This is a genomic window from Sphingomonas sp. OV641, assembly GCF_900109205.1.
Lineage (GTDB): Bacteria > Pseudomonadota > Alphaproteobacteria > Sphingomonadales > Sphingomonadaceae > Sphingomonas.
In genome coordinates this window covers 1,244,732-1,257,326 of the sequence record NZ_FNZB01000001.1, presented here as the reverse complement: position 1 = coordinate 1,257,326, position 12,595 = coordinate 1,244,732, and the positions used below count along the sequence as shown (strand labels likewise).

At 62.9% G+C, this 12,595-nt stretch carries 16 protein-coding genes; 9 read left to right on the top strand and 7 right to left on the bottom strand.

Annotated features, from left to right (window positions below; translation table 11 throughout):
* The first annotated feature begins 60 nt into the window (after positions 1-60).
* On the top strand, positions 61-1,533 hold the full coding sequence (locus BMX36_RS05890) for a flavin-containing monooxygenase (protein WP_093063985.1): 1,473 nt from the start codon (positions 61-63) through the stop codon (positions 1,531-1,533).
* A gap of 80 nt (positions 1,534-1,613) precedes the next feature.
* Positions 1,614-2,105: an asparaginase domain-containing protein gene (locus tag BMX36_RS05885; RefSeq protein ID WP_093063984.1), complete on the top strand. Its 492-nt coding sequence runs from the start codon at positions 1,614-1,616 to the stop codon at positions 2,103-2,105.
* A 163-nt stretch (positions 2,106-2,268) separates the two neighbouring features.
* On the opposite strand, the gene BMX36_RS05880 is transcribed toward BMX36_RS05885, so the two are convergent.
* From BMX36_RS05880 to lipB, 3 genes are all read right to left on the bottom strand, one after another.
* Positions 2,269-2,973: a hypothetical protein gene (locus BMX36_RS05880; protein ID WP_371262812.1), complete on the bottom strand. Its 705-nt coding sequence runs from the start codon at positions 2,971-2,973 to the stop codon at positions 2,269-2,271.
* A gap of 166 nt (positions 2,974-3,139) precedes the next feature.
* Positions 3,140-3,394 carry a hypothetical protein gene (locus tag BMX36_RS05875; protein WP_066775232.1) on the bottom strand — a complete coding sequence of 85 codons (255 nt, stop codon included), beginning with the start codon at positions 3,392-3,394 and terminating at the stop codon, positions 3,140-3,142.
* Between the two features lie 88 nt (positions 3,395-3,482).
* Positions 3,483-4,184: a lipoyl(octanoyl) transferase LipB gene (gene lipB / locus BMX36_RS05870; RefSeq protein ID WP_371262810.1), complete on the bottom strand. Its 702-nt coding sequence runs from the start codon at positions 4,182-4,184 to the stop codon at positions 3,483-3,485.
* Positions 4,185-4,237: 53 nt separating this feature from the next.
* On the opposite strand from lipB, the gene BMX36_RS05865 reads away from it, so the two are divergent.
* Complete coding sequence (locus BMX36_RS05865) at positions 4,238-5,050, top strand: hypothetical protein (protein WP_093063983.1); 813 nt, start codon at positions 4,238-4,240, stop codon at positions 5,048-5,050.
* Positions 5,047-5,793: a hypothetical protein gene (locus tag BMX36_RS05860; protein ID WP_093063982.1), complete on the top strand. Its 747-nt coding sequence runs from the start codon at positions 5,047-5,049 to the stop codon at positions 5,791-5,793. Before BMX36_RS05865 ends, BMX36_RS05860 begins: the two co-directional genes overlap by 4 nt.
* On the opposite strand, the gene BMX36_RS05855 is transcribed toward BMX36_RS05860, so the two are convergent.
* The 3 genes from BMX36_RS05855 to BMX36_RS05845 all read right to left on the bottom strand — a co-directional run bounded on the left by BMX36_RS05855 (position 5,763) and on the right by BMX36_RS05845 (position 7,720).
* Complete coding sequence (locus BMX36_RS05855) at positions 5,763-6,356, bottom strand: GNAT family N-acetyltransferase (RefSeq protein WP_093063981.1); 594 nt, start codon at positions 6,354-6,356, stop codon at positions 5,763-5,765. The genes BMX36_RS05860 and BMX36_RS05855 overlap by 31 nt on opposite strands.
* Complete coding sequence (gene hemF, locus BMX36_RS05850) at positions 6,347-7,189, bottom strand: oxygen-dependent coproporphyrinogen oxidase (protein WP_093063980.1); 843 nt, start codon at positions 7,187-7,189, stop codon at positions 6,347-6,349. The genes BMX36_RS05855 and hemF overlap by 10 nt, the downstream gene beginning before the upstream one ends.
* Before the next feature lie 75 nt (positions 7,190-7,264).
* The gene (locus BMX36_RS05845; RefSeq protein ID WP_066775216.1) at positions 7,265-7,720 is read right to left on the bottom strand and encodes a tRNA (cytidine(34)-2'-O)-methyltransferase; all 456 of its coding nucleotides are present in this window, start codon (positions 7,718-7,720) and stop codon (positions 7,265-7,267) included.
* 199 nt (positions 7,721-7,919) lie between these two features.
* Between BMX36_RS05845 and petA the strand changes: the two genes are divergently transcribed.
* The 5 genes from petA to BMX36_RS05820 all read left to right on the top strand — a co-directional run bounded on the left by petA (position 7,920) and on the right by BMX36_RS05820 (position 12,112).
* Positions 7,920-8,504, top strand: a complete 585-nt coding sequence (gene petA, locus BMX36_RS05840) for a ubiquinol-cytochrome c reductase iron-sulfur subunit (RefSeq protein WP_066775213.1) — start codon at positions 7,920-7,922, stop codon at positions 8,502-8,504.
* Between the two features lie 13 nt (positions 8,505-8,517).
* Positions 8,518-9,804 (top strand): cytochrome b, encoded by a 1,287-nt coding sequence (locus tag BMX36_RS05835; RefSeq protein ID WP_066775210.1) that lies wholly within the window; start codon positions 8,518-8,520, stop codon positions 9,802-9,804.
* A gap of 25 nt (positions 9,805-9,829) precedes the next feature.
* On the top strand, positions 9,830-10,672 hold the full coding sequence (locus BMX36_RS05830) for a cytochrome c1 (RefSeq protein ID WP_066775207.1): 843 nt from the start codon (positions 9,830-9,832) through the stop codon (positions 10,670-10,672).
* A 143-nt stretch (positions 10,673-10,815) separates the two neighbouring features.
* Positions 10,816-11,397 carry an adenine phosphoribosyltransferase gene (locus tag BMX36_RS05825; protein WP_066775205.1) on the top strand — a complete coding sequence of 194 codons (582 nt, stop codon included), beginning with the start codon at positions 10,816-10,818 and terminating at the stop codon, positions 11,395-11,397.
* 79 nt (positions 11,398-11,476) lie between these two features.
* Complete coding sequence (locus tag BMX36_RS05820) at positions 11,477-12,112, top strand: hypothetical protein (RefSeq protein ID WP_093063979.1); 636 nt, start codon at positions 11,477-11,479, stop codon at positions 12,110-12,112.
* Positions 12,113-12,141: 29 nt separating this feature from the next.
* Here BMX36_RS05820 and BMX36_RS05815 read toward each other — a convergent pair whose 3' ends face one another.
* On the bottom strand, positions 12,142-12,591 hold the full coding sequence (locus BMX36_RS05815; RefSeq protein WP_093063978.1) for a MaoC family dehydratase: 450 nt from the start codon (positions 12,589-12,591) through the stop codon (positions 12,142-12,144).
* Positions 12,592-12,595 lie beyond the last annotated feature (4 nt).

The following is a 12,595-nucleotide window of genomic DNA, read 5'->3' as shown; positions in this document are numbered from 1 at the left end:
GTTCGGTTCTTTCCTGCCATCGTCGGATGAGCTAGGCTCTCGTCAAAGAGAGGATCGTCCATGAACGAGCATGTCGACGTCATCATCGTCGGGGCCGGGCTGTCTGGCGTCGGGGCGGCGCATCATTTGCAGCAGCGCTGTCCGGATCGGAGCTACCTGATCCTTGAGGCCCGGCAGGCGATGGGAGGAACCTGGGATCTCTTCCGTTATCCGGGCATCCGCTCAGACAGCGACATGCATACGCTCGGATACAATTTCCGGCCCTGGACCAAGGCTAAGGCCATCGCCGACGGCCCGTCGATCCGTGAATATATCGAAGAAACGGCGCGCGACGGCGGAATAGATCGGCGAATCCGGTTCGGTCATCGGGTGACCGGCATGGAATGGTCGACGGCTGACGCGCGCTGGACGGTAAGCGTTGACGGACCGGATGGGCCGACGTCCTTCACCTGCTCATTCCTGCACATGTGTTCGGGTTATTACGATTACGAGCAGGGGCATGCGCCTCACTTCCTCAATCAGGAAGAATTCGGCGGCCGGATCGTACATCCGCAGTTCTGGCCCGAGAACCTTGACTATGCCGGTAAGCGCGTTGTCGTGATCGGCAGCGGCGCCACGGCCGTAACGTTGGTGCCGGAACTGGCGAAGACGGCGGCGAGCGTCACGATGCTGCAGCGATCGCCCACCTATGTCGTATCGCGCCCGGGTCAGGACGCGCTGGCCAATTGGTTGCGGGCGAAGCTTCCCAGCAAGGCGGCCTACGGGCTGACACGGTGGAAGAACGTCATGTTCGGGATGTTCTTCTATCGGATGACGCGCCGGAAGCCGGACAAGGTTAAGCAGAAGCTTCTGGATCAAGTGCGCGAACACCTCGGTCCCGACTACGACGTGGCGACCCATTTCACGCCGCGTTACAATCCGTGGGACCAGCGTCTCTGCCTGGTGCCGGACGCTGACCTGTTCGACACGATCAAGGCCGGGAAGGCGGCGGTCGTGACGGATACGATCGAGCGCTTCACGCCAGAGGGGATCCTGCTGTCCTCCGGCCAGCTGCTTGAGGCGGACATCGTCGTCACCGCGACCGGGCTGCGGGTGAAGCTGCTGAGCGGTATCGATCCGATCGTCGACGGCGTGGAAAAGAGCATCGCGAACGCGCTGCAATATAAGGGAATGATGTTCTCCGACATTCCCAATCTGGCGTTCACCTTTGGCTATACAAATGCCTCCTGGACGCTGAAGGCCGATCTGGTCGCCATGTATCTGTGCCGCCTGCTCAACACCATGAAGAAGCGGGGCGTGCGCCAGGCCACTCCCCGGATCGGCAACCAGTCGATCGCCGCGGAACCGTTCGTGGATTTCAGTTCGGGTTATATCCAGCGGGTGGCGGATCAATTGCCCAAGCAGGGAAACAGGAAGCCGTGGCGCCTCAACCAGAATTATGCGCTGGACGTCATGGCGCTCCGCTTCGGCTCGGTTGATGACAGCATGGAATTCTCCAATCCGCTGCCGGAAAGGACGCGCGCCGCGGCATAGCGACGTCGCGTCATTCGCCTGTTCCCTCCGGCGTCTAAGGCGCTAAGGCGCGTGCCTTCGCAGCAAAGGAGAATGGCGCGGTGGCCGATGTGCTGATCCTCACCACTGGGGGAACGATCGACAAGCTCTATTTCGATGCACTGAGTACTTATCAGATTGGCGAAAGTGTGGTCGATCGGGTGCTGAAGACGGCACGCGTGACCTTGCCGTATCGCGTCGCCGAGGTGATGCGGAAGGACAGCCTGGAGATGACCGACGATGATCGGGCGTTGATCGCCCGTCAGGTCGAAGGTGCGGCCGAGACACGCATCATCATCACTCATGGCACCGATACCATGACGCAGACGGCGCAGGCGCTCGCCGGCATTACGGGTAGGACGATCGTCCTGGTGGGTGCCCTGTCACCAGCACGCTTCGCCGAAAGTGACGCCAGCTTCAATCTGGGCATGGCGATCGCCACTGCCCAGGCTGCACCTGCGGGCGTCTGGATCGTGATGAACGGTACCGTTTTCGACGGGTTGCGAGTCCGGAAGGATCGTGCCGCGAACGCCTTTATCCCCGTCGAACCATAAGGTTCGCCAATTCCGAACCGGCGCCCGCCGTCACTCGCCAATTCGTCGCATCGCGGACTTCAGCGCGCCGTTCGAAACGGTCATCTCAGGGCTGGTGGCGGGTTAAGAACACCAGACGGCGGTATCGTAAAAAGGCGGGCTGATCCGAGCCCGCCCGCGTTGTTCAACGCTGCGCGAGGCTCACCACGCCGACCGGGGGTGGAAAGTCGAGCACGCCACACTTCTTCGTCTGCCATTCGCCCTTCCGGGACCAGCAGATGCTGTCGAGGCGCGGGACGCGAGATTCAGCGTAGAAGTAGCGCGGGAATTGCTGCTCACCCCACGGCGACAGGCTGTTACGGAACTCGCGCATGCGCTCCTGCGCCAGGGTGCCGAAGCTGCCCCGCGGCGTGTAGATCGCAGCGCGGCCAATCTTGCCTGCCGTCTGGCAGAAGTTGAACTGCGAGGCGACAGCGTTGAAGCTGGAATAGGTTCTGGTGCCAAACTGATCGAGCGCCGTCTGCCCTGCCTTGGGCGTCTTGTTGACGCGCTTGAAGTAGGCAGTCAGCGTGTCGTAGCTCTCCTTCAGCTCCGCACGATGATCGGTCAGCACCGCATTGTAATTGTCGACCGTGAGGAGCGTGGGCTCGAACTGGCATTGCAGCGCGGCGACATTCAGCGCCGCTCGCAGCGTCCAGGTCAGTCCAGCCTTGACTTCCTGCTCGGTCGCGCCGGGCAGCGGATGTGCGATGCCGGGTTCATCCCCGCGCACCACTGCGCCCGACAGGTCCTTGGACTTCATGAAGAATTGCGCCGAAGCCGGCATGGCGCCCGTCACCGCGGCCGCTGCCAAGCTTAGCCCGACGATCCGCAACCCAACCATCCGCATGATATCCCCCAAACGCAACGCGCGGGATTCATACGCGTTTTTGCGCAATCCTCCAACCCTGTTCGTCACGCCAATCGCACGATCGGGCGATCCTTACCTGCTCTGAAACGACGAAGACCGCCCGGTTGCCCGAGCGGTCTTGAAGAACACCTTTTCGAAGCGAGGATTACATCGCGTTCGTGGTGGTGTTGGTCATCATCATGTCGTTCGACATCATGGTGTCGTTCGCCATCATGCCGCCGTTCATGGCGCCATCGACCGCCGTCATGTTGTCGGTCATCGTGTCGAGACCCTCGGTCGCGTTCATGTCGGTGATGGTGGTGTTGTCGACCGTGGTTTCGGTCTGCGAGCCGCAAGCCGACACGGCAAGCGCGGCTGCCGCAATGGCCGAACCGGTCAGGATCTTCGAGATAGCACGCATGGAAAGCTCCCTAGATAGTGGATTTGGACGGCGGACGGATCCTTAATACCCAAATCGAAGTGGATATTAGTCACAGATCGCCGACCCCTCAAGCCTCGTTTTCACGCGCACAAGTAAGGCTTTCGAGGAAAGCGTTGGATGTTAACGCCATCGCGGCGTCAAAGGTTTCAAACCCGTGCTCCGCGCCAAGCGCCTCGGCGCTGGTCACCGGATAATCAGCGATGCCGCACGGCACGATCCCGCCGAAATGCGACAGGTCAGGGGAGAGGTTCACGGAGAAGCCGTGCATGGTGACCCAGCGGCGCACGCGCACGCCGATCGCGCCGATCTTAGCCTCGGTTCCGCTGCTGTTTCGGGTCCAGATCCCGATCCGGCCGGGTGCGCGAAACGCGGCTATTCCCATTTCGCCAAGTGCGGCGATCACCCAGCCTTCAACCGCGTGAACAAAGCAGCGCACATCGCGGCCGCGCTGGGCCAGGTTGAGGACCAGATAGCCGATGCGCTGGCCCGGCCCGTGATAGGTGTACCGGCCGCCACGGCCCGCATTCACCACCGGGAAGCGAGGGTCGATCAATTCCGCAGCGTCTGCGCTGGTGCCGGCCGTATAGACTGGCGGATGTTCCAGAAGCCACACGAGCTCGCGCGCCTGCCCCGTGGCGACATCCGCGGCGCGGCGCTCCATTTCCTCGAGCGCGGCCGCATAGTCGGTCAGCCCCGGCGTTATCCGCCATTCGATTTCTTGAGCGTTGATCACGAAAGGGCAGATGCGGATGGTGGCGGCGATTGGCAAGCGACCGGTCGATCGAGTAGCGTTGCGGGCATGATGCACGCACAGGATCGGCCATGATCAACATCGGGACAGTGTGGGATCGCACCATGTCCGTCATTGCCGGACGGTTCGGCATCCTGCTGTCGCTGGCACTGCTTCTGCTGATCGCCCCGCCGCTTGTGCAGGCTGCCGTCGATACGTTGGGCGGCACTTCATTCGCGATGCGAGCCATGCAGATGGCGATGGCTCTAGTCGTTTTTGTAGCCGCGGCGATCGGCGCGATCGCGATTACAGCGGTCGCGAGCAATCCTGATGTGGACCGCGCATCGGCTCTCGCAATCGGACGTGCGCGTCTTGGTCCCTTCATCGGAGTTTCGCTGATCATCGGACTAGCGTTCGGACTGGTCACACTTCCGGGCCTGATCCTTGTCGGGATCTCGGGCTTCAGCGTGGAGCAGGCACGCGCGGGCGGAGCTCAGGATGCGGTGAACTTAACCCTTCTTGGCATTGGAATTCTGTATTTATTTCTGCTGGCGCCATTGATGTTATGGGCTGCGGCGAGGCTTGTTCCGCTTGGCGCCGTGATCGTGAACGAACGTCGCGGCATCGGGGCGATTGCACGGTCGTTCGCGCTGACGCGTGGCGCGACGCTGAAGCTGATCGGCGTGCTTATTCTATATGGCGTCGTGTTCCTGGTGGTGCTGACTGCCGCAACATCCGTGATCGGTCTCGTCGCCCGCCTGCTCGCAGGAGCGAACGGCACTGTCGCGGTGTCTTTGGCCGTTGCTGCAGCCACGGCTCTCGTCACCGCCTTGTTCAGCATCTTGCAAGCCGTGTTCGGCGCAAGCCTTTACGCGACGGCACAAGAGGCGCACGAGGCCGCATGACCATCAATTTCGCGCGCCTCCTGGCGGACGGCTGGGCTGTCCTTCGCCGTGAGGCCGAACTGGTTCTCGCGCTGGCGGGGGCGCTCGTCTTTCTGCCTGCGCTTGCGGTGCAACTGCTGTGCGATCCGATGCCCCCGCTGCCGGCTCAACCCGGCGATGAAGCATCGATGACGCAGTGGATGGAGGCGGTATCGACATGGGGGCAGGGCAACGCGATTTGGTATCTACTGGCAGATCTCGTCGGCATGGTCGGGCTGGCTGCCATCGCTTTGTTGCTGGTGGCGCCTGAACGGCCGACGGTGGGCGCCAGCCTCACGACTGCGCTGCGGCGATTGGGCAGGTTCGTGCTCGTGAACCTGCTAATCGCGATCCCTGTGGGGCTTGGACTATGGCTCTTCGTTTTGCCGGGCCTGTACCTGCAAGCCCGCTTCATCGCCGCTGTGCCGATCGTGGCAGCTGAGACGGATCAGAGCGCCGCGCGCGCGCTGGGGCGCAGCTGGCGGATGACGGCTGGGGTCGGCTGGGCGGTGCTTGGCGCGGTGGTCGCGCTGTTCATGGCGCAGTGGCTGGCCGTCAGTCCGCTTTTCTCGTTCGATGCGTGGCTGAGGGATCCGGGCCACGACAATCCGTTCCTCATCGCGCTCGTCACGATCCTTCTGACGTTGGCGGGAACGATCTACAACGTCGGCCTGCTGCTGGTCGGGATCGTCGTCTACCGCCGCTTCGCCAGCATCGGAACATGACGACCCGCCTCGGGCGGTAACAATCCGGCGAGGCGAGGGTCGGCAAAGGTCTCCATCGTGCGTTTCACGGCAATGAAGCCCTGTGCGCGATAGAAGTTGAGCGCTGACGGATGATCCAGCGTGCACGTGTGCACGATCACGCGCTCGACCCCGGGGCGCCAGCTTCGCGCCATCGCTTCGCTCATCAGCCACCGGCCATGACGCTGGCCGGCAAGTTCCGGAACAAGCCCGAAATACGATAGCTCGCACGCGCCCGTGTGGCGAAAATCGAGCTCCAGCATGCCGACCTCGATCCCGCTGCGGTCGGTGACGGCATATATCTCGATGCCGGTGCTGTGGATGATCGCGAGCAGCTCATCTTCACCCATGGCGAGGCGGGAAAACCACAGCCATGGGCCGCCTACCCGGCGGAACAACGTCCGGTACGCTGCGGCCGATGGCTCCGGCCAGTGCACCAGGCGCAAGGGAGAGGCCGGCAGCGGGCGCAGCTTCGGCCTCTCGGTCATCTCCAGCGTGGTGACGATTGTCGCCAGCTGATCGTTCGGGACTGGGATCAGGCCCATGTCGCGACGGGAGGCAGGCTCATCAGGATGGCATCGATGTTGCCGCCCGTCTTCAGTCCGAACAACGTTCCCCGATCGTAGACCAGATTGAATTCCGCATAGCGCCCGCGCCATGCATTGCGCTCAGCCATCTCTGCCTCGGTAAACGGAAGGCTCATGCGCCGGCGGACGATGCGCGGGAACACGTCGAGGAAGGCGCGGCCAACATCCTGCGTAAAGGCGAAGTTAGCGGTGAAATCGCCCTCCAGATGATCGTAGAAGATGCCCCCGACACCGCGATGGACCTTGCGGTGGGGGATGTAGAAATACTCGTCCGCCCATTGTTTGAAGCGATCGTAATGCTCCGGATCGTGCGCATCACACGCGGCCTTCAGCGTCGCGTGGAAATCCGCCGTGTCTTCTTGCTGGGGAAGTGGTGGATTGAGGTCCGCACCGCCACCGAACCAGCGTTTCGTGGTGACCAGGAAACGGGTGTTCATATGCACGGCGGGCACGTGAGGATTGGCCATGTGAGCGACCAGGCTGATGCCGGTCGCAAAGAAGCTGGGATCCTCGGCAGCGCCGTGGATCGTCTTGCCGAATTCGCCCTCGAACCGGCCGCCAACGGTTGAGACGTTCACGCCGACCTTCTCGAAGACGCGGCCGCGCATCACGCCGCGGACGCCGCCGCCGCCAGCTGCACCTGAGGGATCCTCGCGGTCCCATGCCGTATAGTCGAAGGTGGCGTCCGAGCCGGCCTCGCGTTCGATCGCCTCGAATTCCGCGCAAATGAGGTCGCGAAGCTGTTCGAACCAAGCGCGGGCGGTGGATTGTTCGTGGTCAAGCGTCTGCATGGCGGGCTGATACCGGGTCAAAAGCCGCACTGTCGAGATGTCAGTCGCGGGCCGACCTGCCATGTCGCGGGCTGCTCACCCGGAAACAGTCGTTGTCGCGGTCTGGCGAAGCGATTCGGCGAGGATGATGCCGGCGCTCACCGCGACGTTCAGTGATCGGAAGCCGTGCCGAAGCGGTATGCGCACCGCAAGCTCGGCCGTCGCATGCACGTGATCCGGCACACCCGCACTTTCGCTGCCGAACAGAAGAATGTCGTCGGGTTCGAACCGCGCGTCCCACAGGTCAACGGCGCCGCGTGTCGTGGCGAGCACCAGCCGTCCGGTTCGGGCCTTGTTAAATGACGCCCAATCGAGATGCCGGGAAACCGCCACGGAACCCGCATAATCCATGCCCGATCGGCGCAAGGCACGGTCGCCCCACGGGAACCCCATCGGCTCGATCAGATCGACGGACACGCCAAAACAAGCAGCGGTGCGCAGGATCGTGCCCACGTTTCCGGCAATGTCGGGCTCATACAAGGCTATGCGCATCGCGCTTCAATAGCGTGCTCCAACGCCGCCGACACGATGAAGGCTTGATGAACGGAGGCAAAAATCACCATTGGCAGGGGCAGGGTGCGCAGCTATCAACCGCCCACCCCGCGGGTCGATGGGGGTTTTCAGGCGGGCGTCGGGGGAGGCTCTTTCCACATGCGCACCCCGCCGGGGCCGGTTGGACAAGGGTTGGTGAATGGCGACGGTCGACAACACGATTACTCCGGGCGATTATCCTGCCCGACATGAAGAGGACGGGCATGATCCCCGTCGCCGGGACTTCATCAATATCGCTGCCGTTGCATGGGCTGGCGTGGGCGCGGGCGTCGTTGTTCTGCCGCTCATCAACCAGATGAACCCATCCGCCGACGTGCTCGCGCTGTCGACGACCGAAGTCGACATCAGCAAGATCGAGCCGGGTCAGGCGATCAAGTCCACCTTCCGCAAGCAGCCGCTTTTCGTGCGCAATCTGACGCCGAAGGAAATCGCCGACGCTGATGCGGTGGCGGTGAGCTCGTTGCGCGATCCGCAGTCCCTGGAAGAGCGGACCAAGGCGGGCAAGAAGAACTGGCTCATCACCCTGGGCGTGTGCACCCACCTGGGCTGCGTGCCGCTCGGCGCGGGCGAGGGCGAGAACAAGGGGCCGTTCGGCGGCTATTTCTGCCCCTGCCATGGCTCGGCGTACGATACCGCCGGCCGCATCCGTCAGGGCCCGGCGCCGACCAACCTGGTCGTCCCGGATTACACATTCACGTCCGACACTGTCGTGACGGTCGGTTGAGGTAGCACGAGAGATGAGCTTTCCCTGGGCCAAACATTATGAGCCAAAGCAGCCGCTGATGCGGTGGATGGACGAGAAGCTGCCGCTGCCGCGTCTCGTCTACAATGCCGTTGGTGCCGGCTATCCCGTGCCGCGTAACCTCAATTATTTCTGGAACTTCGGCGTGCTCGCCGGCGTGGCATTGGTGTGCCAGATCGTCACCGGCATCGTGCTGGCGATGCATTATGGTGCCAACTCGCTAGTCGCCTTCCAGTCGGTCGAGCAGATCATGCGCGACGTGAACGGGGGCTGGTTCCTGCGCTACGCGCACGCCAACGGCGCGTCGATGTTCCTTGCGGTCGTCTATATCCACATCGGCCGCGGCCTTTACTACGGGTCCTACAAGGCGCCGCGCGAGATGGTTTGGCTGCTCGGCGTCGTGATCTTCCTCCTCATGATGGCCACCGCCTTCATGGGTTACGTGCTGCCGTGGGGCCAGATGAGCTTCTGGGGCGCGCAGGTGATCACCGGCTTCTTCTCGGCAATCCCGCTCGTCGGTGAGCCGATCCGCATCCTGCTGCTCGGCGGCTATGCGCCGGACAATGCTGCGCTGAACCGCTTCTTCTCGCTGCACTATCTGCTGCCGTTCGTGATCGCGGGCGTCATCATCCTGCACATCTGGGCGCTGCACATTCCGGGTTCGAACAACCCGACCGGCGTCGATGTGAAGGGCGAGCAGGACACAGTGCCGTTCCACCCGTATTACACGGCCAAGGATGGCGTCGGTGTGGCAGTGTTCTTCCTGATCTTTGCTGCGCTGATCTTCTTCTCGCCGAACATGCTGGGGCACCCCGACAATTACATCGAGGCGAACCCGCTTTCGACCCCGGCGCACATCGTGCCTGAATGGTACTTCCTGCCGTTCTACGCGATCCTGAAGAGCTTCACCGCGGACTTCATCCTGACGGGCAAGCTGTGGGGCGTTCTGGCGATGTTCGGGTCGATCCTGCTGCTGTTCTTCCTGCCGTGGCTGGACTCGTCGCCGGTGCGCTCGGCCAACTACCGCCCGACCTATCGCTGGTTCCTTGCCGTCCTGCTGATCGACGTGCTGGTGCTCGGCTATATCGGCGGTGCGGAAGCGACAGCGCGCAACGTCATCATCGGTCAGATCGCGACGGCTTATTACTTCGCGCACTTCCTGATCATCCTGCCGATCGTCTCGCGCTCGGAGCGTCCGCGCCCGCTGCCGAATTCGATCACCGAGGCGGTGCTCGCCAAGCATGGTGGCACGTCGCCGGCGCAGACCGCGCTGGCGCACTGAGCCGATACGGGGGAATTACAAGAAAATGGTTCGTACCATCGCACTCCTGATCGGCGCGGGCTTCGTGTTCGTGCTCGGCATCGCGCTGTTCGGGACAATCTCGACCGCGATCACCGATCCGGCGCCCGAAACCGCGGAACATGAGTTCCACTTGCACCCGAAGAACGTCGGCCTTCCCTCGGAAGGCCTGTTCGGCAAGTTTGACAAGCAGCAGCTGCAGCGCGGCCTGAAGGTCTATCAGGAGGTTTGCGCCGCCTGCCACAGCCTGAAGTATGTCTCGTTCCGCGACTTCGAGGAGCTCGGCTACAGCGAAGGCCAGGTGAAGGCACTCGCGCAGGCTTGGCCGATCGAGCAGCCGAGCGTAAATCCGGAGACAGGCGAAGCCGCAACGCGGAAGAACATTCCGTCCGACCGTATCCCGAGCCCCTATCCGAACGAGGTTGCGGCGCGCGCGGCAAACAACAATGCGCTTCCGCCTGACCTGTCGCTGATGACCAAGGCTCGGCACGACGGCGCGAACTATGTGGCCTCGCTGCTGACCGGCTACCAGAACCAGCCGGCTGAGCTGCTGCGCAAGTTCCCGGATGCCAAGACGCCGACCGGGCTGCACTACAACCCGTATTTCGCAAACCTCAACATCGCGATGCCGCCGCCGATCACGTCGGACGGGCAGGTGACCTATGAGGACGGCACGCAGGCGACGCGTGACCAGATGGCGAAGGACGTGGCAGCGTTCCTCACCTGGACCGCAGAACCGAACCTGGAATCGCGGCACGGCGCTGGCTTTGCGACGGTGATCTTCCTGGTCATCTTCGTCTTCCTCACCATCGGCGCCTATCGGAACGTCTGGCGCGGGGTGAAGCACTAAGACCTCGCTCGGCTCCACGGCCCGGCCAACAAGGCCCCGCTCGCTCGGCGCGAGCGGGGCCTTCTTGTTTCGGCAAACAGGCGCTTGGCACCGCGTCGGGCAACTTCCTTGCGGTGCGCCGGCGGGACAGGCATGTGAGGTCCATGACCTCGCGTGAAAGCCAGACGCCGAAAGCACCCCAGGTGGGCGGGCCTGACAACCAGGATCTGAAGGCGCTGATCCGAACGATCCCCGACTTCCCGAAGCCAGGCATCCAGTTTCGAGACATCACTACTTTGCTGCTCGATCCGCAGGGGCTGGCGCAAAGTGTCGAGCGGATGGCCGCGGCGACCACGGAGCCGATTGACCTTGTGGCGGGCATCGAAGCGCGCGGGTTCCTCTTCGCCGCAGCACTGGCGGTGCCCTTGAAGGCGGGCGTGCTGCTGATCCGTAAGGATGGCAAGTTGCCGGGGGTCACGATCGCCGAAGACTATGCGCTGGAATATGGGCAAGACCGTATCGCCATGCATGCGGATGCTTGTGCGCCCGGCGCGCGCATCTTGCTGATCGATGATCTGATTGCCACCGGTGGAACGGCGCGCGCGGCGGTCAGGCTGTTGCGAAAGGCCGGTGCAGTGGTGACCCAAGCGCAATTCCTTGTCGACCTGCCCGATCTCGGCGGCGCTGCAGCATTGCGGAAGGACGGCATTGATGTGCACGCGCTTGTTTCGTTCCCGGGCCATTAAGGAACTTCGCTTTATTGCTCTCGTTTCAAGAGCATTGCGGTGCGTATTTGCCGCTTCTCCAATGTACGGGAGTGAGAACATGGGTCTCAAGCGCTTCGGCCTGCTGGCCTTGATTGGTGGACTTGCCGTCGGAACGGCCGCCTGCACGGACGGATATGGCTATGGCGGTGCATCGCTCGGCTATGGATCGGCCTATTATGCCGATCCTTATTATGCCGACGCGGGCTGGGGCGGTTACGGCCTCGGCTATGGCGGCACCTTCGGATGGTACAACGACTTCTATTATCCGGGCACCGGCGTTTACGTCTACGACCGCTATCGCCGTCCGCACCGCTGGAACAATGCACAGCGGCGCTATTGGCAGTCGCGGCCCGGCTGGAACCAGCCTGGCGCGCGTGCCAACTGGAATGATTTCCGCCGGGACTATCGCGCGGAAAGGCGTGACTTCCGGGGCGATCTGCGCGGCAATCGGCAGGACTTCCGCGACGGCACGATCAATCGCGATCAGTTCCGCCAGGGGCGCCAGGATGCGCGCCGCGAGTTCCGGCGTGACGTGCGTCAGGACTGGCGTGATCTGCGGCGAGAAAATCGCGCGGATGGCGTGCGTACGCCGGGGTTCAACCGGAGTCCGGGCTTTACCCGCAACCCTGGTATTAACCGCGGCAGCGGCGGCGGCCGAGGCGCCAACCCGCGCGGGGCCGAGCGCCCGCGGTAACGCCGGCCTGTAGCGCGGCCCGCGCCGGCTCAGGCGGCTGGGCGGGTCGCGATCAAGCCGTTCGACACCATGGACATGACGGCGACATCGTCCTGATTGTAAACAGTCGTGCGGCTCTTGAAGATGCCCATTTCTGGACGCGACTGCGACTGACGCTTTTCGATAACTTCGGTCTCGCACCGCAGGGTGTCGCCCGGATAAACGGGCTTCAGCCAGCGCAACTCGTCGACGCCCGGGGATCCAAGGCCCGCTTGCTTGTTGTTCTTCAGGTTTGCGACGATCATGGACATGACCATCGCACAGGTGTGCCAACCGCTGGCCGAGAGCCGGCCGAAATGCGTCTGCGCCGCAGCTTCGTCCGATAGGTGGAACGGCTGCGGATCATAGCGGCTCGCGAAATCCATCACCTCCTCGCGCGTGACGTGATAGCTGCCGAAGTTCGCCTTGGTGCCGACGGCAATGTCTTCGAAATACTGCATTCTC